The following is a 23026-nucleotide window of genomic DNA, read 5'->3' as shown; positions in this document are numbered from 1 at the left end:
CGCCAACACGCCCGGGTGGCTGCGGGCCGACATCGGCGCGGCCAACGGCCACGGCAACGCGCGGTCGGTCGCCCGCATCCTGTCCGCGCTGGCGCTCGGCGGCGAGACGAACGGCGTCCGGCTCCTGCGTCCCGAGACGATCGAGCTGATCTTCGAGGAGCAGGCGCACGGCCCCGACCTGTTCCTCGGCCTCCCGCTGCGGTGGGGTATCGGCTACGGCCTCCCCGAGCCCGACGGTGTGCCCTTCGTGCCGGCGGGCAAGGTCTGCTTCTGGGGCGGCTGGGGCGGCTCGCTGATCATCATGGACCTGGAGCGTCGGACGACCATCAGCTACGTGATGAACCAGATGCAGCCCGGCGTGATCGGCTCCGAGGTCTCCGCGGCCTACTGCGCGGTCATCGCCCGCTGCCTCGCGGCGGAGCCCGCGACGCTGCCCGGCTGAGGCCGACGCCGCCGTGGCCGCGTTGACAGCTCTGCGCCGGGCTGCCTACGTTTCGTGCGACGCCGGAGCGGGAGAGCGGTGAGCGTGGACGCCATGAGGTGGGCGGTGACGTGGCGCCGCCACGGCCGGGTCACGGCACACACCCGCAGGCACGTCGATCTCCGTCGCGTCTCCAGCGCGCTCTGTCCCCGCTGAACGGCGCGCGCCGCCGTCCCGTGCACGGCAGGCCGCGCCCAAGGACCGTCCCAGCCCCGGTCCGTTCCCGCGTGCGTGCGGGCGGCGGGGCGCGCAGCCCCTGAGCGACCGGAGACCGACGATGACCGACCTGCTCCCCCTGACGCCTGACGAGCTGCTCACCACGACCCGCGCCGTGCGCAAGCGGCTCGACCTCGACCGCCCGGTGCCGCTGGAGGTGGTGCGCGAGGCACTGGAGGTGGCGCTGCAGGCGCCGTCGGGGAGCAACCGGCAGGGCTGGCACTGGATCGTGCTCACCGACGACGAGCCGAAGAAGCGGATCGCCGAGCTCTACGCCCGCTCGCACCGCGAGGCCTACCGCGGTGCGCCCGAGCCCGCCGACGGGGCTCGCGCCCGGATCATGTCCAGCTCGATCTACCTGCGTGAGGTCATGCACCGCGTCCCGGTGCTGGTCATCGGCGCGATCACGGTGGACGAGGGCGAGCTGCCTCCCGGCAACCAGGCGGGCCTGTGGGGGTCGGTGCTGCCCGCAGCGTGGTCGCTGGCGCTCGCGCTGCGGGCGCGGGGGCTGGGCACGACGTGGACCACGCTGCACCTGCGCTACGAGCGCGAGGCGGCCGAGATCCTCGGCGTCCCGGCAGGCGTCCGCCAGGGCGTGCTGCTGCCGGTGGCCTACACGAAGGGGACGGACTTCCGCGCGGGCCCGCGCGCCGACCTGGACAACGTGCTGCACGTCAACCGCTGGTGAGGCGAGATCCGCGACGCAGGCGGCGCCTCCGCCTGCACGGCCCGGAGGAGACACGGAATGGGAACCTTCAACCCGTCGATGCAGAAGGCCACGCTGGCGTCGGTCGACAGAGATGTGCACGGCCTCATCTCGAAGCGGACCGCCGAGCTGGACGGCGTCAGCGTCACCGAGGTGATCTTCGCGCCGGGTGCGCGGTGGTCGAACGACCTCAAGGCCTACGCGGGCACCGAGCTGTGCGAGCTCCCGCACGTCGCGCTCGTGCTCGACGGGCGCATCGCCGTCCAGATGGCCGACGGCTCGACCGAGGAGTTCGCGGAGGGCGACGTGATGCTGCTTCCGCCCGGCCACGACGCCTGGACGGTCGGTGAGGTGGCCTGCCGGTTCGTGGAGTTCTCGCGCGGGAACGACTACTACGCCTGACCGGCGGCTGCAGAGGCAGCAGAGTCAGCAGAGTCGGCGGCGTCAGTGGTTGTGCCAGGCGTCGTCGTCGTCGACGATCCGGCGCACCTTGCTGGGGAGTCGATGGTCCGCGAGGTCGGCGAGGGTGACGCTCTCCAGGACCCCGCGCACACCTGCGCGCATCGCGACCCAGAGCGCTCGCAGGGTCTCGGCGCCGTCGGGGTAGTGCAGGTCCTGGGGGCGTTCGCCGCGGACGGTGGCCAGCGGTCCGTCGACGGCGCGGACGACGTCGGCGACGGTGGTGTCCCGGGGCGGGCGGCCGAGGCGGTAGCCGCCGTCGACGCCGCGGCGGCTGGCCACGATCCCGGATCGGCGGAGGTCGCAGAGGATGCTCTGGAGGAACTTGGTCGGGATGTCCTGAGCCTGGGCGATGGACTCCGCGCTGCGGTGCTCGTCCGGGGTGCGTGCCAGCTCGACGGCGGCGCGCACCGCGTAGTCTGCCTTGGCTGAGACCCGCACGCGTGCATTGGACCATCCCGGCCGGCGGACGGCCCGCGCACCCGCCCCGGGGCCGGCCGAGGAGCCGGCCCGCCCTCATCGGTCGGGTTCGGCGGCGCGCACCGGGGCGTCGACCTGCTCGGCCAGCGTGACGGCGACGAGCCGGCTCTCGAGGTCGGGGCGGCGGACTCCGGAGCTCGCCACGAGCAGGAACCGGCCGTTCGTGCCGCGGCGACCGGCGGGCAGCTCGATGGTGTCCATCGTCGGCAACCCGTCGCGTTCGACGTCCACGACGCGTCCGTGCCAGACGACCGTGCCGTCGCGGCCCAGCACCGGCCGGTCGGTGCGCCGGGCGTGGGTCGGGTCGAAGCGGCACCCGTCGAGATCGAGCACGTCGGTGATCATGCGTTCGACGGTGGCCACGAGATCGTGGTCCGGTGTGCCGTCCGCGGCCAACCGCGCGGCCGTCGCGACACCGGTCAGGTAGCCCTCCCGGCGCTGCGCGCGGGCCTGCTGCCGTCGGCCCCACTGGGCGATCTCGGTGACCGCGACACCGATCGCCAGCAGCAGGAGCGCGGTCTCGACGTCGACCCGGTCGAGGATGGCGAACCGGTGGTAGGGCTCGGTCAGGAAGAAGTCGAACGCCGCCGCGGCCGAGAGCGCGGCGAGCACCCCGGCCGTCCGGTCGCCCGCGACCCCGACCGCGACGACCACCAGCACCAGCACCAGCGCGGCGCTCGTGTTCGCCAGCACGCCGTGCAGCAGGGCCGCCCCGGCGGCGACGCCGACCGGCCCCGCCACCGCGACGGTGCGCATCACGGCGTTCCTCCGGTCGCTCACCACACCAGCTCACCGCCGGGGTCCGGCCCGCAGCAAGGATCTTGACGCGATCCTGACGGCTCTCGGCCCGGCCGCCACGGCACACTGCCCTGATGCTGCGTCTGAGGATCACCTCGCCGCCGGACCTCACGCCGCCCGTCCTCGACGTCCTCACCGCCGACCCGGCCGTCAGCGAGCTCGCGGTGCTGCGCGGTGCGTCGATCCGCCCGGACGGCGACCTCGTGCTCGCCTGCGTCGCCCGCGAGGCGGCCAACGACGTCGTCGACCGGCTCCGGGAGCTGGAGCTGCCCACGTACGGCAGCATCCACATCGAGCCGGTACGCACCTGGATCTCCCAGGCCGGCCTCGCCGCCCAGCACCTCGCACCCGGAAGCGGTGCCGACAGCGTCGTCTGGGCCGACGTCACGCAGCAGGCCTACGAGGACTCCGAGACCAACTGGACGTTCCTGAGCCTGCTCAGCCTCGCGACGCTGCTGGCCGGGATCGCGATCGTGCTCGACTCGCAGATCCTCGTCATCGGCGCGATGGTGATCGGCCCGGAGTTCGGCGCCGTCGCCGCGCTCGGTGTGGCGCTCGTACGGAGGCGGGGATCGCTGCTGGTCGCGGCCGCCCGCACGCTGGCGTTCGGGTTCGCCGTCGCCATCCTCGTCACCACGCTCGCGGCGCTGGTCGGGCGCGGGCTCGGGTGGGTGACCGTCGGGGACGTCACCGCCGCCCGGCCCGGGACCGGGTTCATCTACACGCCCGACCGCTGGTCCTTCCTGGTCGCGCTCATCGCCGCATCGGCAGGCGTCCTGGCCCTCACGTCCGCCCGGGTCGGCGCCCTGTCCGGCGTGTTCATCTCAGTCACGACGATCCCCGCCGCGGCCAACATCGCTCTCGGGATCGCCTTCGGGCTCGGCGACGAGATCCGGGGAAGCCTGCTCCAGCTCGTGATCAACCTGTCCGGCATGGCGGTCGCCGGCTGGCTCACCCTCGCCGTCGAGCAGGCCGTCTGGGCACGGGTCTCCCGCTATCGCGCACGGCTGACCGCGCGGCTGCGCGGCGGGTGAGCCTGCGACCGGCCGTCCCGGTCCCGCGATCCGGTGATCGCTGCGGCCGCCAGCGCGGCTCGGGACGCCGGAACCTGGACGAGTGCGCACCGCACCGTGAGGATGCGCAGGTGCGCGTCCGCCTCGCCGAGCTGCTGACCGGGTTCTCGGCGATCGCCGACCTGGGGATGGGGCTGCCGGCGGGTGAGGCGGCGCGGACGGCCCTTGTCGCGCTGGAGCTGGCCCGGTCGCAGGGGTGCGCCGAGCCCGAGGTCGCCGACGTGCTGCATGCGGCGCTGCTGCAGCACATCGGCTGCACCGCGTACTCGCACGAGGCGGCACTGCTGTTCGCCGACGAGACCTCGGTCAAGCGGACGAGCCTGGCCACGGACTTCACCCGGCCGCGCGAGGTCCTGCTCGGCTACCTGCCGACGATCACCCGGGAAGCGCCCCGGGGACAGCGGCTGCGGACGGTGCGATCGGCGCTCCTGCACTCGAGGGCGCTGACCGAGGGGTACCGGCGCGCCAACTGCGAGGTGGCGTCGGTGATCGCGGCGCGGCTCGGGCTGAGCGCGAGCGTTCAGGCCGGGCTCCTGGACAACTTCGAGTGGTGGAACGGCGGCGGCGGCCCGCGGGGCCTGCGCGGCGAGGCGATCTCCCTGGTGTCGCGCCTGGTGAACGTCGCAGGGTACGGGGTGTTCTTCGACCGGATCGGCGGGCCGGACTGCGCGCGACAGGCGGTGGCGCAGCGCTCCGGCGGCTACCTCGATCCCGGGCTCGCCGCGGCGTTCGTCGACCGGGCCGACGCGCTGCTGGCCGCCACCGACGCGGGGGATGTCTCCGACCGGCTGCTCGCCGCGGCCCCCGGGCCGCCCGTCGTCGTGGCTGACGAGGCGCTCGACGAAAGCCTCCGGATCTTCGGCGAGGCGGTCGATCTCAAGTCGCCGTTCCTGCACGGCCACTGCACGGGGGTGAGCGCGCTCGCGGCGGGTGCCTGCGCCCGGCTCGGACTCGCCGGGGCCGACGTCACCCTCGCCCGGCGGACCGGCCTCGTGCAGGACATCGGCCGCGTCGCGGTGCCCAACGGCATCTGGGAGCACTGCGGGCCGCTGGGCAGCGACGCCTGGTCGCAGGTGCGGCTGCACGCCTACCACGGCGAGCAGATGCTGCGCCGCTGCGCGCCGCTGGCCGACCTGGCCCCGCTCGCGGGCATGCACCACGACCGCCTCGACGGCTCCGGCTACCACCGCGGCGCGGCCGCCGCCCAGCTGCCGACGATCGCCCGGGTGCTCGCCGCGGCCGACGTCCTGCAGGCGCTGCGCGCCGACCGGCCCCACCGGCCTGCGCACCCGCCGGAGCGGGCCGCCGCTGTGCTGCGGGCGGAGGCAGGCGCGGGCCGGCTGGACGCGGACGCCGTCGAAGCCGTGCTGGCGGCCGCCGACGGCGCGCCGCGCGCCCGTCGAGCCCGCCCGGCGGGGCTCACCGAGCGGCAGGTCGAGGTCCTCGGCCTGATGGCCCGGGGCCTGTCGAACAGGGCGATCGGCGAGGCGCTCTCGATCTCGCCGCGCACCGCCGAGCACCACGTGCAGGACGTCTACGCCCGGATCGGGGTGTCCAGCCGGGCCGGTGCCGCCCTGTTCGCGATGCAGCACGGGCTGCTCCCGAGCGGGTAGGTAGCTCTACCCATGCGCCCCACGACGTCGCGGCGCCACCCTTGGCCGCACCCCCGGCCGACCCGGCCGGACCGACCCAGGGAGCGGGCATGAGCGACAACAAGGCGATCATCCGGCGGTTCATCGACGAGTACCAGACCGGCGGCGACAAGATCGTCCTCCGGGAGACGGTCTCCCCGCGGCTGGTCAACCGCACGCCGCTGCAGCCGGACGCGCAGGGCGGCGTCGAGGAGGTCGAGCAGATCTTCGACATGTTCCACGCGGCGTTCGCGGACTTCCGCGTCGAGGTGCTCGACCAGCTCGCCGAGGGCGACAAGGTGATGACCTACAAGGTGTTCAGCGGCACGCACACCGGCGAGTTCCAGGGGATCGCGCCGACCGGCCGCGCGGTGCGCTTCGACGTCATGGACATCGTGCGGCTCGACGGCGGGCAGATCGTCGAGCACTGGGGCATGGTCGACCAGCTCGGCCTGTTGCGCCAGCTCGGCGTGCTCGGCTGATCCACGGCCCGTCCGGCTCTTGCCCGGGCCCACCTCCCCGACCAGGGTCGACGGCGACGGGCTCCGCTCCCGGGAGAGGAGGACGACCATGCTCGCCGAGGTCGGTCTGGGACTGTCGGTCGTGCTCGCGGGCCTGTGGTCGGGTCTCCTGCTCGCCGTCGCCACCCTGCTGCACCCGATGTACGCAGCGCTCGACGGCCGGGAGTTCGCCGTCGAACTGCAGCGGTTCCTCCCGGTCGCTCGGAAGTCACCGACGAACTGGGTGTCGGTGATCGGTCTGATCGTCTTCCCTGTCCTCGCCCTCGTCGCGCTGGCCGGCGACCCGACCGGGGCGCCGTTCGTGCTCACCGCCCTCGGGCTGGTGTGCACCGTCGCCGGGCCGCTGCTCGTGTCGCGGCTGCTGGCCGAGCCGAACTACGCCGTCATCCTCGGCTGGGACCCGGCCACGATGCCTGTCGGGTGGGAGGCGGTGCGGCGGCGGTACTTCCTCTGGAACTGGGTGCGCGGGGCGTTCACCTGGGTCGCCTTCGGCCTGTTCCTCGCCGCCGCCTATGCCCACCTCAGCCGGTGAGCGTGCGCGGGGCCCGCGGCTGGGCCCGCTTCCTGCTCGGGTTCGTGCTGCTCTACGCCGTCCTGGCGGGGCTCGCCGAGCTCGACCCGACCGGCGCGTCCGGGGTGGCGATCTTCGGTGCGGTGCTGCTGGCGGCGATGGTCGTCCACCGGGGCGGCCTGCGCGCGGTCGGCCTGGGCCGGCCCGCGCCGCGGGCGCTCGGCGTCGCGTTCGGGGTGTCGCTGCTGGTGCTGCTCGTCTATCCGCTCACGACGGCCGTCACCGGGGCCCAGTTCAGCCTGCGGCCCGGCTGGGTGTGGCTTCTCGTCGGGGTGTTCGCCATGCACGGGCTGGCCGAGGAGCTGGTGTGGCGCGGCTACGCGTTCGCCCGGCTGCGCGAGGGCCGGTCCTTCGGGCGGGCGGTGGTGGCGACGATGCCGCTGGTCGCCGCGACGCACATCCCGATCATCGCCGGATCCGGGCTCGCCGTCGGGCTCGCCGCGATGCTGGTCGCGGCGGTGACGGCGCTGCCGCTGGCGTACCTGTACGAGACCGGCGGCAACACGGTGTGGGCCCCCGCGGTCGTGCACACCGCGATCGACAGCTTCAAGCTCGTCACCGTCGCGCCGGAGTCGGTGATGACGTTCTCCCTGTTGCTGGCCGCCGTCAGCCTCACGGTCCCGCTGCTCGCCGTGGCCGTCCCGCGGCGCGTCCTCGTGCCGGACAGGGCTGGCGAGGGGGTCCGGTCCGCGGCAGTGTCGACGCGGGAGGTGTCGACGCGGGAGGTGTCGATGTCGAACGTGTACGAGCTACCCGACGGCCTGGTGGAGCCGACCGACGACGGCGCGGCGGACCACCTGCTCGGCGCCGGCGTGCCGCCCCTGGCCCTGCCCTCGACGCAGGGCGGGAGCGTCCGGGTCGACCGGGCGCCGGAGGGTCTGCACCGCCTGGTCCTCTACGCCTATCCCCGGACGGGGCGGCCCGGAGAGGCCCTACCCGACGGCTGGGACCTCATCCCCGGAGCCCGCGGGTGCACGCCGCAGGCGTGCGCCTTCCGAGACCATGCCGCCGAGCTGACCGCCGCCGGTGCCGCCGTCGCCGGCGTCTCCACGCAGACGACGGACTACCAGCGCGAGGTGGCCGAGCGGCTGCACCTGCCGTTCCCGCTGCTGTCCGACGTCGACGGCCGCCTCACCCGAGCGCTCCGCCTGCCGACGTTCGAGGCCGCGGGCGCGACCCTGCTGAAGCGCCTCACCCTGGTTGTGCACGACGGGCGGGTCGAGCACGTGTTCTACCCGGTGTTCCCGCCGGACCGCCACGCCGCGGCGGTCCTCGCCTGGCTGGCCGCCCACTGAGTTCCTCGTCGTCAGCCGGACCGGGGGGTGGCCGGATCGTCCGTCGCGGCCGACCCCGCCCAGGCCACGGCCGCATCGAGATCGTCAGGGTCGAACCAGCGCACCTGCGGGTGCACGATCCGCCCGGCCAGGCCCGCCGCCTGCGGCGCGAGCCGACCGCCGACGACGACCGCGAGCCGTCCGACGCGGCGGTGGTGCGTGCCGACGAAGCCGAGGTGGCGCAGGAGGGCCCCGAGCGTCGCCCACCCGGGGAAGTGCGGCGCCCGCACGACCAGTCCCGGCAGGTCCGGGTGCTCGTCGAGCCACGGGTCGACGACCGCGGCCAGCGCCTGCACGTCCTCGACGCGCAGGGCCCCGGCCGCCTCGACGACGACCACCCCGCTGTCCGGGACCAGCCGCGCGGTGACGTTCCCGCCGGCCGGCAGCGCGACGAGCCAGGCCTGCGCCGCGGCCCGCTGGTGCCCGCGGAACGTGCGCAGCGGGTAGGGCAGTACGGCCGCGGCGGCCGCGGTGGCCCTCCGGATCCACGCGACGTCGGTCACGACCGCGCACCCGTCGAACGAACGGATCGCCCGCACGCCGTCCCGCACGTCCTGCACCAGCGCGGCGGGTGTCAAGCCGCGGAAGTCCGGCGCCACCTCGACGAGGAACCGGCCCCGCCGGCCCTCCCGGGTCAACTCGTCCACCAGGGGGTCGACCACGCTCGCGTAGTCCTGCGCGGTCAGCGTCCCACTGGCGCGCACGCCGATCACGCCATCGGGCACGTCGCCGAGCTTCTCGATCATCGGGTCCTCCTCCGTCTCGATCGGGCGGCGCCCGCCTAGTCGCCCTGGCGGGCACGCAGCCGCAGATAGCTGCGCAGGACCAGCAGAGCCACCACGGCGACGAGCTGGCCGCCGAGGATCACCCGGTTGACGTCGACCGCAGGGCGCCACGTCACGGTCCCGTCGCGCAGGACGAAGGCGCCGACCGGTCGCACACCCAGCCCGTAGCCCCCGCCCGAGCCGGAACCGGTCGACCCGCCGTCGTCGGGTCCGCCCTCACCGGCCCCGGCACCGCCGCCGCCGACGATCCGGGCCACGGGGACGATCGTCACCCCGTCGCGCTCGATCGGCTCGCCGAACACGCGTCGCACGGTCAGCGCGTCGCCGGAACGGGTCACCACCTCCGTCGCGTCCATCGTCGCTCCTCCGGTTCGTCGGCGCGCCGCGCCACCGTACTCGCGCGGCGAGGTCACCGTCGGCGACTCCGGACGCGGCCACGAGAGCACACCGGCCTGCGACGCGCGGGCCGTTGGCACCTGGCTACTCTGGCCTGGACGGACAGCTGCCTTGCACGTCAGGATCGTGCAGTCCGGCGTCGCGAGGGGAGGCGGCGTGGAGCCGGAGATGTTCGGCCCGTACCGGCTGGACCGCCTGATCGGTCGCGGCGGGATGGGCGCGGTCTACCACGCCCACGACACGCAGTCCCAGCGGATGGTCGCGCTGAAGCTCCTGCCCGGGCACCTCGGGCACGACGAGGCGTTCGTCCTGCGGTTCAAGCGGGAGGCCCAGCTCGCGGCTTCGCTGAGCGACCCCCATGTCATCCCGATCCACCGGTTCGGCGAGATCGACGGCGTTCCGTACATCGACATGCGCTTCGTCGCCGGACGGGACCTGAAGGCGATACTGCACGACGAGGGCACGATGCCCGCCGCGCGAGCGGTGAACATCATCGGCCAGGTCGCCCAGGCGCTCGATGCGGCGCACGTCAGCGGTCTGGTCCACCGTGACGTCAAGCCGTCGAACATTCTGGTCGCCGGTGGCGGGGGAGAGGACTTCGCCTACCTCACCGACTTCGGGGTGGCACGGGTGGCGGGCGGCGACGTCGAGGTGACCGGTCCCGGGGTGGCCGTCGGAACGCTCACCTACATGGCACCCGAGCAGTTCGAGGGCGGCCTGGACGGTCGATCCGATGTCTACGCGCTGGGTTGCGTGCTCTACGAGATGCTCGCCGGGCGACCGCCGTTCACCGGCGAGAGCGCCCCCGAGCTCATGTTCGCGCACCTGAAGTCGCCCCCACCACGTCCGTCGGACTACGCGGCCGTGCCGCTGCTCTTCGACGACGTCGTTGCGCGGGCCCTGGCGAAGGAGCCGGAGAGTCGCTACCCCACGGCGGGCGCGCTCGCACACGCGGCGAGGGCGGCGATCTCGTCGGGCGGGCCGGTCTCGTCCCCGACGGCGGATCCGCCCGGGACCGCAGGTCACCAGGACACACCGACCGTCGTGATCAACTCGCCTGCGCCGCCTCACGTCCGCGAATGGCCGTTGGTCAGCCCGTCGGGTGCGACGGCCTTCGTCCCCAGCCGGGCCCGCGTGGACGGCTTCCCGACCGTGCAGGCCATGCGGCTCCCGCTGCACCCGGCATTTCGCTTCGTGACCGGTCCACTGCGCCCCGGTGGGCCGATCCCGCTGATCGACAACCAACCGGCGGTGGACGGGCTGCGTGACCGGATTCGCTACTCGCCGGGCGGCGCAGTCCTCGTCACCGGATTCACCGGCGTCGGGAAGACGACCGTCGTGGACCGTGCGCTGCATGAGCTGCACACCGCGCTCGCGGGCGCCGACGAGCCGGTTCCACTCGTCGTGGTGTGGATGAACGTCGCCCGCCCGATGTCCCCCGACGCCCTGCTCGTCACTCTCATCCGAAGGCTGCACGACGTCCTCCACAGAGCGGGAGTGCTGGAACGCGTCGAACCGGTGGCGCGCGACGTGCTCCTTCGGGCTTATCGGCGGACGTCGGCCGCGCACAAGCAGGTGCTGATGGAGAACCGGGAGGACGGCGGCGAGTTGGCGTTCCCGCTCGGGGGCGCCGGCGCGGCCGGCAAGGTCAACCGACGCCGGACGTCGGGGCGGCAGGAGGAACTCGTCGAGCGCGACTACACCTTCGAGGACATGGAGCACGATCTCCGCAGCGTCCTGGAGGACCTGTCGACGGAGGTATCCACGCCGTCGGCGGGCCTTCTGGCTCGGCTGTTCCGGCGAGCGCCGCCGCGATGGTCGGGCCGGCTGGTCGTCGTCCTCGACGAACTCGACAAGCTCACGGGCGCCGACGGGGGTCGCCAATCGCTGGAACGCATGCTCGCGGCGCTCAAGAACGTCTTTGCGGCAAGCCGTGTGCACTTCGTCTTCGTCGGGGGCGCAGATGTGCTCGACGAGGCACGGAGCGCGCGGGGGCGGGGCAGCAGCATCTACGACGGCGTGTTCGGCAGCATGCCGTACATCCGTTGCCTCTCCGCCGATGCCCCGCGGCGCATGCTGTCGGCTGTGCTCGTCGCCGAGACCGCCCCGGCTCAGCTCGACGGGCTGTGCGACTACCTGGAGTACCGTTCGCGCGGACGGCCGCGGGACCTGCTGGAGGCCATGCAACGGCTCGTCGTGTGGGCGGCAGACGGTCCCAGCCTGGCCGTGGACGATCGGGAGGCGGCCGCCGTGTCGTTCTTCGGCGGGCTGCACAAGCGCATCGACGTGCTCCTTGCCGAGCCGGGCCCGGTCGGTCCGCTCGATCACGACATCGACCGCGACCGCCGTCGGTTCGGCCTCTATCTGCTCGCCGACTGGGCCCTTCGCCGCGGCAACGGAACGTTCACGGCGGACGACCTGCTGGCCGATGCGGCGGGTCGGCCGGATCCGTGCGTTCTGCCTGACGAGCTCGTGCGGGAGCTGCTCGACAAGCTGGCCCGGCCGGATGTCGCCGTGCTCGAACGTGTGACGATCGAGGGTGCAGCGCAGACGGTCGTCGACTACCCCCAAGCCGAGGACGCCGTGTTCCGCCTGGCGTCGGACGTCTTGGCAGCGGCCCGCGGCAGCGGGCAAGCGGTCGCCACGATCGCCCAGGTCGGCGGCGGACGCTACCGGCTGCTGCAGGAGCTGGGCCGGGGGGCTCTGGGTCGGACCTATCGCGCCTACGACGAGCACGGCCGCCGCACGGTGGCGATCAAGTTGCTCGACCTACCGGCCGCCGCCGGTGACGAGCTCGCCCGTCAGCGCTTCCTGCGCGAGGCCGAGCTCGCCCAGCGGCTCACGCACTGCGGCCTCGCCGCAACGTACGGAAGCTTCGAGGAACCGAACGGTCTGCTCGGGCTGGTCTCCGAACTTGTTGTCGGTCAGTCTCTCGAGGACCTGCTCGCCCAACGCCCGATGCCAGCATCCGAGGCGGTCGGGATGGCGCGGGAGCTCGTCGACCTGCTCATCTACCTGCGCGCCGAGGGGGTGGTGCGGCTGGACCTCAAGCCGTCCAACATCGTGCTGCGGGCCGGTGCGGGCGCGCTCCTCACCGATCTCGGGATCGCCCGCAGACTGGCGGAACCGCAGTCGGAACGGATCACGGCGGCCGGCGCCATCCTCGGCACCCCACGCTATGCGGCGCCGGAGCAGCTGAGGGGTGAGGAGGTGGACGGCCGGGCGGCGGAGTACTCGCTGGGACTGGTCCTCTACGAGGCGCTCACCGGCGTACCGGCGCGGCCCGATGCGTCGAGCTCATCGGCGATCATGGCCGCGGTATCGGGGGAGCGGGTCGACGTCGAGGGTCTCGACTGCTCGCCGCAGCTTCGCGGCATCCTCGAGAAGCTGTTGCGTTTCGACCGCAACGAGCGCTTCGAGACGCCCGAGGCGATCGCGGCGGCTCTGCATGCGACACCGGAGGCAGCCACGCGATCGGCGTCCTGACGTCACCAGGGAGGGTCGCCGTCAGGACCGCAGCCGGATCTCGGCCACCAGTTGCGCGTGGTCGGACACGATGCGGTCGCGCCGGTCGTCGCTGAGCTGGCTGTCGACGAGGTGGTCGTTGAAGTAGCGCAGGTCGACGGCATCCGCGATCCGGGCCGGGTTGCGTTCGTAGAACTCCTGGCTGACGAGGATGTGGTCGAGGTTGTCGTAGTGGCCGCTGAAGATGTGGGTGTAGCTGACGTCGCGACCGGTGCGACGGCTCACCAGTTCGTGCGCCGAGTACAGCAGCCGGTCCCAGTAGGCCCGCCGCAGCTCGGGCTGCTGCGGCGGGGGCCAGAAGCGCGAGGGCGCATCTCCCATGACCACGTCGGTGGTGACCGCGCGGGTGCCGTCGTTGAGGTCGCCGAGCACGATCGCCGGCTGGTCGTTGTCGACGATCTCGGCGAGCAGCAGGAGCCGCAGTGCCACGGCCTCCGCGGCCCGCCGGACGAGCGACCGTGCCTTGCCCAGCGCCTCCTCCCGCGGATCGTGGTCGACCGCGTCCGGCCGCACCGTCGGCCGCTTCGACTTGAGGTGCACCACGAACACCGTGCACGTCGTGCCCGCCGCCTCGTCGAGGACGACCCGGGCACGCAGCACCGGGCGGCTGAACGTGCCACCCGGCAGCGCGATGCCGTCCGCGGGCGCGTCGACGCCGTCGGGGAAGAGCTCGATCGGCTCGGGGTCCTCGGCCAGCGGCAGCCTGGACGCGAACCCGACGCGCGGACCGCTCAGGCCGTCCGCACCCGGCGCCACGACGGTGTCGTCGGGGCCGAACCGGCCGGAGCGGGTGCACACCTCACGCAGCGCCTCGACGTGGAAGACCTCCTGGAAGCCGACCACGTCGGCGTCCATCCGCCGCAGCTGCTCGGCGATCCAGTCGGCCTTCTTGTCGAACTCCGCTGCCGTGTACGGCGGCGTGTCGTCGTAGTAGCGCTCGCCCACCCGGGCGAGGTTGAGCACGTTGAAGGTCCCGATCTTGACGTTCACAGGCGGCTCCCCCCGGTTCCAGCCCGACCGCCGAGACGCTATCGCCGTTGCGGGCGGTCCCGGTGCCGCCGGACGGGTTGGCGTCGGTCGACCACGCCTCGCCGTCGGTACCCGGCCCGCTCAGGTCGCCGAGAGCCCACGCAGGACGATGTCGAGGCCGCGTCGGAACTCCTCGTCGGGCGGTACCGACCGGGCGTCGGCGGCCGTGCGCGCGAGCAGGGGGTACTCGTCGGGGGACAGCTCCGACATCACGATCGTGCCGGGCCCCGACAGCGCGGCGAAGTGCTCGTTCTGCAGGAACCCGAGCAGGTAGCCGATCAGCGTGCGCTGGGCGAGCACCCGGTCGGTGCCGTCGAGGCCGCCCTCGGTGAGCGCCGACAGCATGGCCTCGATCAGGCGCAGCGAGCCCGGCGCGGCCTGCCGGTGCCGCAGCACGAGCGGAACCACCGCGGGATGCCGGGCCACCGCGACCCGCACGCGGTCCAGCAGCACCCGGATGCGTTCCTGCCATCCGGCGTCCGGCAGTGACAGGTCGACCGAGCGGAACACGTGGTCGACCACCAGCAGTTCGAGCGCCTGCCGGTCGGCGACATAGCGGTACAGGCCCATCGTGGCCACGCCGAGCTCGCGCGCGACCGACCGCATCGTGAGCGCCGCGAGCCCGTCGCGATCGACGACGGCCAGTGCGGCGCCGACCAGCTGGTCGGCGGTGAGCGAGCGAGGCCGGGGCACGGCTTGACAGCGTACTAGGTACGCGCATACTGGATGAGACGTAAGCGTACTTCGTACACCTAAGGAGTCTCCGATGCAGCATCCCGCCGTCGTCGCCCCTCGCACGCTGGACACCGTGGCCGGCGCGCGAGTGCCGGTACCTCATCCCGACCACCTCGTTCACCTGCAGTTTCGCCGGTTCGCCGGGTGTCCCGTGTGCAACCTGCACCTGCGTTCGTTCGTCAACCGGCTCGCGGACATCGAGGCGGCCGGCGTCCGCGAGGTCGTGTTCTTCCACTCGAGCGCCGAGGCGCTGCGCACCTACACGTCGGACCTGCCACTCGACGTGATCGCCGATCCCGACCGCGTCCTCTACCGGGAGTTCGGCGTGGAGTACGGGGCGCGAGCCCTGCTCGACCCGCGCGGCTGGCCGACCATCGTGCGGGCCGTCGCGCAGGAGCTGCGGGCCATCCGCCGCCGCGAGCGTCCCGCCCCGCCGACCACCCCGGAGGGCGGCCGGCTCGGCCTGCCCGCCGACTTCCTCGTCGCGCCCGACGGGCGGGTTCTGGCCGCCAAGTACGGCGCCCATGTCGACGACCAGTGGTCGGTCGACGAGCTGCTCGCGCTCGCACCGGTGACGGAGTGGGACCGCACGTGATGACCGGAGGGTCTGGTCAGCACCCCGGGGCCCGGGGCAGAGCTCCGCTTCGGATGTCCCGCCAGCGCCCCGCGGCAGCACCGGCGGGAACGTTCCGCTAGGCTTGGCTTATACCCCCCGGGGTACTAGGCAGGGAGCGGGAGATGAACGTCGACACGACAGCGCTGGCCGACGTACTCGGACGACTGCGTCGAGTGCAGGGCCAGATCGGCGGGATCGTCCGCATGATCGAGGAGGGTCGCGACTGCTCGGACGTGGTGACCCAGCTCGCGGCGGCGTCCCGGGCGCTCGACCGCGCCGGGTTCAAGATCATCGCTACGGGGATGCGTCAGTGCATGGTCCAGGAGGCGGAGGGAACCCGCCCGATGGACGTCGAGGAGCTCGAGCGCCTGTTCCTCTCCCTCGCGTAGTCCGGTCAACACGCGGAGATCGCGCATGTGCGACCACATCTTCATCGGCAGATACCCTACGGGGTAGGGAAGAGGAAGTCGTGACCGAGGTTCTCACCATCGAGACGTCCAGCCTGGGTGACCGCAGCTACATCGCCCACGACGGCGAGACCGCGGTGGTCGTCGACCCGCAGCGCGACATCGACCGGGTGCTCGCACGTGCCGCCGAGCACGGAGTGCGGATCGCGGGGGTGCTGGAGACGCACGTGCACAACGACTACGTCAGCGGGGGCCTGGAGCTGGCGCGCGCCACCGGTGCCGACTACGTGCTCCCGGACGGGAGCGGCGCGGAGTTCGCCCACATCGCGGCCGCCGACGGGGACGTGCTGGAGTACGGCCGCCTGCGCGTCCGGGTGCTGCACACGCCCGGGCACACCCACCATCACGTCAGCTACGCGCTCGCTGACGCCGGCGGCGAGGTGACGGCGGCGTTCACCGGCGGCTCGCTGCTGTACGGGTCGACGGGCCGGACGGACCTCGTCGGACCGGGCTCCACCGTCGAGCTGACGCATGCCCAGTACCACTCGGTGCGCCGGCTCGCCGACGAGCTGCCCGCGGACGCTGCGGTGCTGCCGACCCACGGCTTCGGCAGCTTCTGCTCGGCCACCCCGACCAGCGGCGACTCCTCCACCCTCGCCGAGCAGGCCCGCACGAACCCGGCACTGACCCTTGCCGAGCAGGACTACGTCGACACGCTCCTCGCCGGCCTGGACGCCTACCCCGCGTACTACGCGCAGATGGGCCCGCTGAACCGTCGCGGCCCGGCCCCGGTCGACCTGTCGATGCCCGAGCCGGTGCGGCCCGTGGAGCTGCGGCGGCGGATCGAGGCCGGCGAGTGGGTGGTGGACCTGCGGGCGCGCACCGCGTTCGCCGCGGGCCACCTGGCCGGCTCGCTGGGGTTCGAGCTGTCGCTGAACTTCGTCACCTATCTCGGCTGGCTCTACCGCTACGGCACGCCCCTCACCCTGATCGGCGAGTCCTCCGAGCAGGTCGCCGACGCCCGCCGCGAGCTGGTGCGCATCGGCATCGACGAGCTCGCCGGCGCTGCGGTCGGCGACATCGAGACCCTCGCCGACGGCCGGCAGCTGCGTTCCTACCCGGTCACCGACTTCGCCGGGCTCGCCGACGCCCGCGCCCGGCGCCCGGTGCACGTCCTCGACGCCCGCCGCCGCGACGAACGCGCCCGTGGGCACGTCGCCGGATCGCAGCACATTCCCCTGCACGAGCTCGCCGTCCGGATCGACGAGGTGTCCGACGGCGAGGTCTGGGTGTACTGCGGCTCCGGCTACCGCGCCGCGATCGCCGCGTCGGTTCTCGACCGCCCGGGCCGGCAGGTCGTCCTGATCGACGACTCCTACGCCAACGCCGCCGCGGCCGGCCTGGAGACCGCACAGGCGGCCGCCGCAACCGGCCGCTGACGTCCTGTGTGCCCGGCCGAAATGTCCGACCACCTATCAGATCCGAAGGGTTCGCCGTGACCAGCACGTGCTCGGGCCGTATCGACCCCGCCACCGCCCGGGCCTGGCTCGACCGCCCCGATGCGGTCACCGTTCTGGATGTCCGCACCCCTTCCCTGCAACCGCAGCCCGCGCGACCGGACAGCTGCCGAGGTCTTCGGCGCCCTCCACGCTGGGCGGGCGGTATGACCACCCGACGCCGGCGGAAGGCCGCGGTGACCGCCGCCGTCGGGTCGGGCCTGCTCATCGCGGTAGCGCCCGGTCTGCTCGGCGGTGGCGGGTCGGTTCTCGCCCTCGGCGGGATCAGCCGCGGCGACCGGTCGGCCGTCCCGGCGCATGGCCAAGCCCGGCGAATCCTCGATGAGCGCTACGCCCGCGGCGAGTTGACCACCGAGGAGTACCGCGAGCGGCTGCGCACGCAGGAGGAGCCACGATGATCCCACCGATCAGCCGCCGTCGTGCCCTGCAACTCGGCGGCCTCGGCCTCGCGGCGACCGTGGTCGGTGGTGCGGGTCTGGCAGCGGCCGCCGGCTCCCGATTCTCGCCGACACCCGGCGCCGAGCTCTCCGAGCCGGCCGTCCTGCGCAGCACCGGAGGCCTGCTGCAGGTCCGCCTGGAGGCCGCTGAGCAGCGAGTACCGCTCGCCGGCGGCGAGGCCACGATCCTCGGCTACAACGGCGGCCTGCCCGGCCCGACGCTGCGTCTGCACCCCGGCGACCGGCTCCGCGTCGACCTCGCGAACCGGCTGGGTGAGGCCACCAACCTGCACGTGCACGGGCTGCACGTGTCGCCACAGGGGAACGGCGACAACTCGTTCCTGGCTGTCCAGCCGGGCGACACCTTCGCCTACGAGTTCCGGCTCCCGCCCGACCACCCGCCGGGCGTGTACTGGTACCACCCGCACCACCACGGCACGGTCGCCGATCAGATCTTCGGCGGCCTCTACGGCGCGATCATCGTCGACGATCCCGTCTCGATCCCGGTCACCCGTGAGCGCGTCCTGGTCGTCTCCGACATCTCTGTCGACGACACCGGGAGGATCCAGCAGCCCTCGCCGATGGCGCAGATGATGGGCCGCGAGGGCGAACTCGTCCTCGTCAACGGCCAGAGACGGCCCCGCCTGCACGCCGGCCCCCGCGACCGCGAACGCTGGCGCATCGTCAACGCCTGCACCGCCCGCTACCTGCGCCTCCGCCTCGACGGCCAGCAGATGCAGCTGCTCGGCATCGACTCCGGGCACTTCGCCGAGCCGCGTGCCGTCGAGGAGTTCGTGCTCACCACCGGCAACCGCGCCGACCTGCTCGTCACCACCGCTGCGGGCACGGCCGAGCTGCGCGCGCTGCCCGTGGACCGCGGCGGCATGACCGGCATGATGGGCGGCATGATGGGCGGCCGAGGCCCGGGCGGAACCGCCTTCCCCACCGAGGAGCCGGTCACCCTGGCCGACCTGGAGGTCGCCGGCCCCGCCGCAGTGCCGCTCCCGGCCGTCCCCGCCCGCGCCGCCGCACGGGATCTTCGTGCCGAACCCGTCGCCACCCGCCGGCGGATCACCTTCGCCATGGGCATGGGCGCCGGCATGGGCATGGGAATGACCTTCACGATCGACGGCAAGCGGTTCGACCCCGACCGGATCGACCAGCTCGTCGCCGCCGGGACCGTCGAGGAGTGGACCGTCGTCAACACCAGCCCCATGGACCACCCGCTGCACCTGCACGTCTGGCCGATGCAGCTCATCGCCCGTACGGGCCGTCCCGTCACCGAGCCGACCTGGCAGGACGTCGTGAACGTCCCCGCCCGCAGCGACGTCACCCTCCGCGTCGCCTTCGACCACTTCACCGGCCGGACCGTCTACCACTGCCACGTCCTCGACCACGAGGACCGCGGCATGATGGCCGTTCTCGAAGCACGTTGATCGGTGTGAGGCTGTGGCGAAGGCGCCGCCCGGAGCTTCTCCGGCACGATCATCGGATCCCCACCGAGCCCAGCGGCCCCTCTACCAGCAACCATCCTCTCGGATCCGGTCCCGTCGGGCAGCTGATCTTGTCTCAGGCCTGGCTGGGAGAGCTGTACGCCGGTCGGCTTCCGGGCGTGGGCGTGGGCGTGGCGCCGGCGGGCGCGTCAGCGGCCCTCCGTGGCTCCGGGCGTCGCACCGTCCGCGGAGGGCACCAGCTGTTCGATGGTGTGCAGCGCCTGGGCGCTCGCCCAGGACAGATCCTTGCCTGCACCCTGAGCCATGGATCGTTGCACGGGGCCGGCGCCGAGGGCTCGTTCGAGCGAGGCTCGGGCGTCGGCCAGTCGCCGGGCCTCGTCCCCGTAGGTGCCCTTGAGGTTGTGGGCGTGCAACGCGCCGAGGAGCTGGGCAGCTGCGTCGTGGGCGCCGACGCGCGAACAGCTCGGTGACATTGCGCAACGAGGTCACCAGGTGGGTCAGGTTCCCGCGTCGCTGCCAGTCCGCGACGAGACGCGGAAACGCGCGCAGCGCCCGGTCCGGATCGGCTGACCGCCCGTAGACGGAAGCGGCGGACACCCGCGCCACTCCGCCGAGGAAACGGTTGCCGACTCCGTCGGCCAGCTCGATCGCCGCCTCGAACGCCGCCACCGCGAGGTCGGGATCGGCTCGGGCGTGTGCCTCCCCTTCGGCGTAGTGGAACCAGGCCTGGTCCGACGGTGCATGGTCGGACCGCTCGCACCTGCCGAGCACATCCAGCGCGGTGCCTGCGTCGGTGCCGTAGGCCAGGGCGAGCGCCTCGTCGACGTGGCCCAGGGCGACGGCATGGCTGTCACCGGCCTTCCGTCCGACGTCCTGAAGCCGACGTCCCAGACACCGACAGCGGACCAGGTCGCGATGGCGGTGCAGTTGGTGCACGAGTACCTGGCCGAGCTGTGAACCGGATGCTCGCCGCGCTGGCGGTCGGGCCCTGCGGTGCTCGGCGGTGTAGATCATGAGGATCAGCCCGGGTTCGGTGGTGATGGCGAGTTCCACGTAGGCGAGGACGAGTTGGCCGACGAGTTCCTGCAGGCCGGGGTCGTGCGGGTCCCGCCCGGCTCCGGCGCGCATGATCGCGACGCGCGTCTCGGCGAAGAGGTCCCAGTCGGGGTAGAACTCCCGCGAGGCGGAGTCGAGGAACTGAAAGCGGGCGAGGTTCGGGTCCGGCCGCCGTCACCGATGAATGGTGAGGGAGAACGCGCGGCCGAGGGCGTTGGTGGCGAGCAGATCCTGCTGCGAGTTGCGCACGAAGGCGACACCGTCGGTGATACTCGCGCGATCGCGTAATCGCTTCCTACGACAGTCCTTGCGTCCGTCATTCACAGGCAGCAACTCGAAGTGCTGCAAGAGGCACTGGCAGACTAGTTTGAGCGCTGGGCCTCACCCGTCAATATCCGCACATCGAAGATGGTCGCATCGTGCACGGAGTTCGCATGGCCGATCAGGGGTTCCTGCTTGTAGATACCTGTACCTGTTACAAGATTGACCAATCTAATTGAATTATCACGGTAGGCGACGATTAGAATAGGTGCCCCGTCATGCTTGGCGGCGGAAACCACACGCGGCACTTCGCTGCCTCGCTCGAACGGCGTCAGGCTTCGGATGACCCGTCCATCGAGCGACACAACGTCGATCTTCGGACGCTCGCTATGGGAATCCCGGTACACTGCTACGACCGCGGTCTCGCCGCCCAGCTCACAAACAGCTATGTTCGGACCGATCATGTCGTTCTTTCTGACCGTAGTCCACTGTGCAGGTTTCGCGGGCTCTCCGTTCGACGGTTCGGCTGCCATTGATGGGCGTTGTGCCACGCGGAAGCCGTCAAGCAGATCAACCGTCGTGTCATTGCCGATGATCGCGACGTGCCTTCCGTTACGTCGCCCTACTGCCAGACTACGAACAGGGCCAGCATTGCCTCGCTTTGGCCCGAATGCGGCGGCGCCTGTTTCCAGGTCCCATGTAGAGATGCGACCCTCAGCGTCTCCTACTACGGCGATGGGGCGACCCGCGATCCGTGCGGTAGCTACTCGAAGTACCGGACCGTCATGGTCCCGGATCGGTTCACCTACCATTTCGCGAGTTTCCAGATCCCAAACGATGATGCTGTGATCGAAACTGCCAGATACCAGAACCGGCGTTGAGTTGATTCGACTCGTTGTCAATGTGGAGACTCCGTCAAAATGGCCGACAAGCGGATCGCCCAATGAACTTCCAGTTAGCGGATCCCAAAGACGAATGCATTCATCCATCCCGGCGGAGGCTATAAACGGCTGGCCATGAATCCAGTCTGTGCAAATAGCATTAACGGATTCGTCGTGACCGATGATCGTATGATTGAGCCGTGCTTCGGAGCGTAGGTTCCACACCTTGACTGTCTCGTCAGCTCCGCACGACACGAGAAAGCTAGCTTGCGAACTCGTCCTACTCTCCTCGGATGGTTTCGCACGAGTCATTGACGAGCTATTGCCATCTAGGGGTTGGGGGCGGCGCGTCGAGCCGTCAGGGACCGAGACGCTTCTACTCTGTGTCGAGATGGGTGCGGGCTGGCGGAGTGAGGTTTGAGGAGGTCGCGGTGGGGTGCCGCCTCTAGTGGATGCTGTCGGAGAACTGATGACCGGGGACGGCACATCATGCAGCCGGCTGTCTTGAAAACGCTTCTTCGGGACGAGCGGAGCAGTCGCGAGTGCTGCGCCTACTGCTATGAGATGCTTGGGGTGCGCGTCGACTGCGATTGGCCGGTCCATCAACTCAGAAACCAACTGCGCAACTAGGGGAATTCTTGAGGATCCTCCTGCTAGCAGCACGACACTCACATCCTCAGGCGTGAGTTCAGCCGAGGTCAGCGCCCGCCGCAGAGCTTGAATCGTCTCAAGGATTGCAGGCTTGATCATTGCCTCGAACTCGGCCCGGACGATCCGCACTCGTCCTTGGTGCCCAGGAAGGTTGACGGGGATGATTGTATCGGTATCCGCGGAGAGGGCCTCCTTTGCCGCTGTGCACTCTGCGCGAAGCCTGAGGACGGCTGATATGAAATCTGGGCTCGCCGCCTCCGCCGTGGCCGTTGCAGTGGCGAGGACCGGAACCGCCTTCTTAACGTGGGCATAAACCGCTTCGTCGAAGTCTATCCCGCCCAGCCGCTCGATTCCTTCCGGCCTTCCGAGATGCACGAAACCGTTCCGCGTCTTCCGAAGAATCGCGGCGTCAAACGTTCCACCGCCGAGGTCGTAAACGGCGATAGCGCTATCCGATTTGACACGTTCTAGGCTTGAGTAGGCGATTGCGGCAGCTTGAGGTTCGGTTACGAGTTGTGCGTCGCCGATGCCCGCCCGGACGGCTGCCTGCCGCAGTAGATCCTGCTTGTAGGGGCCCCAGTTTGCCGGATGGCTCAAGCCAATGTGATCGGGTGGGCCTCCTTCGCGTGCAGTAACGTAATCGAAGACTGTGCGCAATACTCTGGCGGTGAGACCCTCAGCCGACCACGGTGCCCCGCCGACTATTAGTGGGGTAGGGTCACCAAGGCGCCTCTTGAACTCACGGGCGGAACGCTCAGGCTCCTCGACTGCCCGCCTCATAGCTGCTTCGCCAGTAATGACGGTGCCGTCGGGTCGCAGATAGACAGCGGTGGGGACAACAGCAGACCTGGCGCCGAGTTCTACGATCTCTGTGCGGCCCTCTCGGCAAATCGCGGCTGCGGAGTAGGTTGTTCCGAAATCAATACCAGCTGAGTAGCTGCCCACTTCGGCAACGCTCCTCTCGTTCCGCGCCGCCAAGGCAGTCTATGGTAGCAGGTGGACATGC

Annotated in this window: 24 protein-coding genes and 1 pseudogene; 16 read left to right on the top strand and 9 right to left on the bottom strand. The window is 71.5% G+C overall.

The features are described from left to right. The 4 genes from AB7J25_RS11080 to AB7J25_RS11065 all read left to right on the top strand — a co-directional run. A partial coding sequence (locus tag AB7J25_RS11080) for a serine hydrolase (protein ID WP_428507829.1) occupies positions 1-442 on the top strand: 442 nt, incomplete at its 5' end. Positions 443-535: 93 nt separating this feature from the next. Continuing rightward, entirely contained in the window at positions 536-637 is a 102-nt protein-coding gene (locus AB7J25_RS11075; protein WP_428507839.1) for a putative leader peptide, read from the top strand. 121 nt (positions 638-758) lie between these two features. Continuing rightward, entirely contained in the window at positions 759-1385 is a 627-nt protein-coding gene (locus tag AB7J25_RS11070; RefSeq protein ID WP_428507827.1) for a nitroreductase family protein, read from the top strand. Between the two features lie 57 nt (positions 1386-1442). Continuing rightward, a complete protein-coding gene (locus AB7J25_RS11065; protein WP_428507825.1) occupies positions 1443-1805 on the top strand; it encodes a cupin domain-containing protein in 363 nt (120 codons plus the stop codon). A gap of 42 nt (positions 1806-1847) precedes the next feature. On the opposite strand, the gene AB7J25_RS11060 is transcribed toward AB7J25_RS11065, so the two are convergent. After that, entirely contained in the window at positions 1848-2303 is a 456-nt protein-coding gene (locus AB7J25_RS11060; RefSeq protein WP_428507823.1) for an RrF2 family transcriptional regulator, read from the bottom strand. Positions 2304-2378: 75 nt separating this feature from the next. After that, positions 2379-3122, bottom strand: coding sequence for a DUF4118 domain-containing protein (locus tag AB7J25_RS11055; RefSeq protein WP_428507821.1), 744 nt, complete (start codon positions 3120-3122; stop codon positions 2379-2381). A gap of 92 nt (positions 3123-3214) precedes the next feature. On the opposite strand from AB7J25_RS11055, the gene AB7J25_RS11050 reads away from it, so the two are divergent. From AB7J25_RS11050 to AB7J25_RS11030, 5 genes are all read left to right on the top strand, one after another. Then, a complete protein-coding gene (locus AB7J25_RS11050) occupies positions 3215-4174 on the top strand; it encodes a DUF389 domain-containing protein (RefSeq protein WP_428507819.1) in 960 nt (319 codons plus the stop codon). A gap of 110 nt (positions 4175-4284) precedes the next feature. Beyond that, entirely contained in the window at positions 4285-5826 is a 1542-nt protein-coding gene (locus AB7J25_RS11045) for an HD domain-containing phosphohydrolase (protein WP_428507817.1), read from the top strand. 89 nt (positions 5827-5915) lie between these two features. Beyond that, entirely contained in the window at positions 5916-6326 is a 411-nt protein-coding gene (locus AB7J25_RS11040) for an ester cyclase (protein WP_428507815.1), read from the top strand. Between the two features lie 88 nt (positions 6327-6414). Continuing rightward, positions 6415-6897, top strand: coding sequence for a hypothetical protein (locus AB7J25_RS11035; RefSeq protein ID WP_428507813.1), 483 nt, complete (start codon positions 6415-6417; stop codon positions 6895-6897). Continuing rightward, positions 6894-8231, top strand: coding sequence for a redoxin domain-containing protein (locus AB7J25_RS11030; protein WP_428507811.1), 1338 nt, complete (start codon positions 6894-6896; stop codon positions 8229-8231). Before AB7J25_RS11035 ends, AB7J25_RS11030 begins: the two co-directional genes overlap by 4 nt. A gap of 11 nt (positions 8232-8242) precedes the next feature. Here AB7J25_RS11030 and AB7J25_RS11025 read toward each other — a convergent pair whose 3' ends face one another. Continuing rightward, the gene (locus AB7J25_RS11025) at positions 8243-9016 is read right to left on the bottom strand and encodes an STAS/SEC14 domain-containing protein (RefSeq protein ID WP_428507809.1); all 774 of its coding nucleotides are present in this window, start codon (positions 9014-9016) and stop codon (positions 8243-8245) included. A 35-nt stretch (positions 9017-9051) separates the two neighbouring features. Next, positions 9052-9411 carry a spore germination protein GerW family protein gene (locus AB7J25_RS11020; RefSeq protein ID WP_428507807.1) on the bottom strand — a complete coding sequence of 120 codons (360 nt, stop codon included), beginning with the start codon at positions 9409-9411 and terminating at the stop codon, positions 9052-9054. A 196-nt stretch (positions 9412-9607) separates the two neighbouring features. On the opposite strand from AB7J25_RS11020, the gene AB7J25_RS11015 reads away from it, so the two are divergent. Beyond that, the gene (locus AB7J25_RS11015; RefSeq protein WP_428507805.1) at positions 9608-12937 is read left to right on the top strand and encodes a protein kinase domain-containing protein; all 3330 of its coding nucleotides are present in this window, start codon (positions 9608-9610) and stop codon (positions 12935-12937) included. A gap of 21 nt (positions 12938-12958) precedes the next feature. Here the strand turns inward: AB7J25_RS11015 and AB7J25_RS11010 are convergent, their stop codons facing one another. Together AB7J25_RS11010 and AB7J25_RS11005 are read right to left on the bottom strand one after the other, a co-directional pair. Next, positions 12959-13966 (bottom strand): endonuclease/exonuclease/phosphatase family protein, encoded by a 1008-nt coding sequence (locus tag AB7J25_RS11010; RefSeq protein WP_428507803.1) that lies wholly within the window; start codon positions 13964-13966, stop codon positions 12959-12961. A gap of 120 nt (positions 13967-14086) precedes the next feature. After that, positions 14087-14698 (bottom strand): TetR/AcrR family transcriptional regulator, encoded by a 612-nt coding sequence (locus tag AB7J25_RS11005; RefSeq protein ID WP_428507801.1) that lies wholly within the window; start codon positions 14696-14698, stop codon positions 14087-14089. Between the two features lie 73 nt (positions 14699-14771). Between AB7J25_RS11005 and AB7J25_RS11000 the strand changes: the two genes are divergently transcribed. From AB7J25_RS11000 to AB7J25_RS10980, 5 genes are all read left to right on the top strand, one after another. Then, entirely contained in the window at positions 14772-15335 is a 564-nt protein-coding gene (locus tag AB7J25_RS11000) for a peroxiredoxin-like family protein (RefSeq protein ID WP_428507799.1), read from the top strand. Positions 15336-15478: 143 nt separating this feature from the next. After that, entirely contained in the window at positions 15479-15745 is a 267-nt protein-coding gene (locus tag AB7J25_RS10995) for a metal-sensitive transcriptional regulator (RefSeq protein ID WP_428507797.1), read from the top strand. A gap of 80 nt (positions 15746-15825) precedes the next feature. Further along, positions 15826-17202 carry an MBL fold metallo-hydrolase gene (locus tag AB7J25_RS10990; RefSeq protein WP_428507795.1) on the top strand — a complete coding sequence of 459 codons (1377 nt, stop codon included), beginning with the start codon at positions 15826-15828 and terminating at the stop codon, positions 17200-17202. 224 nt (positions 17203-17426) lie between these two features. Further along, positions 17427-17678, top strand: a complete 252-nt coding sequence (locus AB7J25_RS10985; protein ID WP_428507793.1) for an SHOCT domain-containing protein — start codon at positions 17427-17429, stop codon at positions 17676-17678. Continuing rightward, positions 17675-19153 carry a multicopper oxidase family protein gene (locus AB7J25_RS10980; RefSeq protein WP_428507791.1) on the top strand — a complete coding sequence of 493 codons (1479 nt, stop codon included), beginning with the start codon at positions 17675-17677 and terminating at the stop codon, positions 19151-19153. The genes AB7J25_RS10985 and AB7J25_RS10980 overlap by 4 nt, the downstream gene beginning before the upstream one ends. A 206-nt stretch (positions 19154-19359) precedes the next feature. Here AB7J25_RS10980 and AB7J25_RS10975 read toward each other — a convergent pair whose 3' ends face one another. After that, on the bottom strand, positions 19360-19644 hold the full coding sequence (locus tag AB7J25_RS10975) for a hypothetical protein (protein WP_428507789.1): 285 nt from the start codon (positions 19642-19644) through the stop codon (positions 19360-19362). A 268-nt stretch (positions 19645-19912) separates the two neighbouring features. Here AB7J25_RS10975 and AB7J25_RS10970 point away from each other — a divergent pair, with 268 nt between their 5' ends. Then, positions 19913-20128 carry a hypothetical protein gene (locus tag AB7J25_RS10970; RefSeq protein ID WP_428507787.1) on the top strand — a complete coding sequence of 72 codons (216 nt, stop codon included), beginning with the start codon at positions 19913-19915 and terminating at the stop codon, positions 20126-20128. A gap of 159 nt (positions 20129-20287) precedes the next feature. On the opposite strand, the pseudogene AB7J25_RS10965 reads toward AB7J25_RS10970, so the two are convergent. Together AB7J25_RS10965 and AB7J25_RS10960 are read right to left on the bottom strand one after the other, a co-directional pair. Beyond that, positions 20288-20338, bottom strand: a pseudogene (locus AB7J25_RS10965) (hypothetical protein); the annotation flags it as partial. Positions 20339-20589: 251 nt separating this feature from the next. Further along, positions 20590-22965 (bottom strand): Hsp70 family protein, encoded by a 2376-nt coding sequence (locus tag AB7J25_RS10960; RefSeq protein ID WP_428507837.1) that lies wholly within the window; start codon positions 22963-22965, stop codon positions 20590-20592. Positions 22966-23026 lie beyond the last annotated feature (61 nt).

Origin of the sequence: Pseudonocardia sp. (genome assembly GCF_050246655.1) — a bacterium.
Classification (GTDB): domain Bacteria; phylum Actinomycetota; class Actinomycetes; order Mycobacteriales; family Pseudonocardiaceae; genus Pseudonocardia.
This window is presented reverse-complemented; position numbering and strand designations above follow the sequence as displayed.

What these genes read in the sequence shown, in the direction of transcription:
- AB7J25_RS11075 (WP_428507839.1), top strand. Translation starts at nt 536, where the DNA reads ATGAGGTGGGCGGTGACGTGGCGCCGCCACGGCCGGGTCACGGCACAC.
- AB7J25_RS11070 (WP_428507827.1), top strand. Translation starts at nt 759, where the DNA reads ATGACCGACCTGCTCCCCCTGACGCCTGACGAGCTGCTCACCACGACC.
- AB7J25_RS11065 (WP_428507825.1), top strand. Translation starts at nt 1,443, where the DNA reads ATGGGAACCTTCAACCCGTCGATGCAGAAGGCCACGCTGGCGTCGGTC.
- AB7J25_RS11050 (WP_428507819.1), top strand. Translation starts at nt 3,215, where the DNA reads ATGCTGCGTCTGAGGATCACCTCGCCGCCGGACCTCACGCCGCCCGTC.
- AB7J25_RS11040 (WP_428507815.1), top strand. Translation starts at nt 5,916, where the DNA reads ATGAGCGACAACAAGGCGATCATCCGGCGGTTCATCGACGAGTACCAG.
- AB7J25_RS11035 (WP_428507813.1), top strand. Translation starts at nt 6,415, where the DNA reads ATGCTCGCCGAGGTCGGTCTGGGACTGTCGGTCGTGCTCGCGGGCCTG.
- AB7J25_RS11025 (WP_428507809.1), bottom strand. Translation starts at nt 9,016, where the DNA reads ATGATCGAGAAGCTCGGCGACGTGCCCGATGGCGTGATCGGCGTGCGC.
- AB7J25_RS11020 (WP_428507807.1), bottom strand. Translation starts at nt 9,411, where the DNA reads ATGGACGCGACGGAGGTGGTGACCCGTTCCGGCGACGCGCTGACCGTG.
- AB7J25_RS11000 (WP_428507799.1), top strand. Translation starts at nt 14,772, where the DNA reads ATGCAGCATCCCGCCGTCGTCGCCCCTCGCACGCTGGACACCGTGGCC.
- AB7J25_RS10995 (WP_428507797.1), top strand. Translation starts at nt 15,479, where the DNA reads ATGAACGTCGACACGACAGCGCTGGCCGACGTACTCGGACGACTGCGT.
- AB7J25_RS10985 (WP_428507793.1), top strand. Translation starts at nt 17,427, where the DNA reads ATGACCACCCGACGCCGGCGGAAGGCCGCGGTGACCGCCGCCGTCGGG.
- AB7J25_RS10980 (WP_428507791.1), top strand. Translation starts at nt 17,675, where the DNA reads ATGATCCCACCGATCAGCCGCCGTCGTGCCCTGCAACTCGGCGGCCTC.
- AB7J25_RS10975 (WP_428507789.1), bottom strand. Translation starts at nt 19,644, where the DNA reads ATGTCACCGAGCTGTTCGCGCGTCGGCGCCCACGACGCAGCTGCCCAG.
- AB7J25_RS10970 (WP_428507787.1), top strand. Translation starts at nt 19,913, where the DNA reads ATGGTCGGACCGCTCGCACCTGCCGAGCACATCCAGCGCGGTGCCTGC.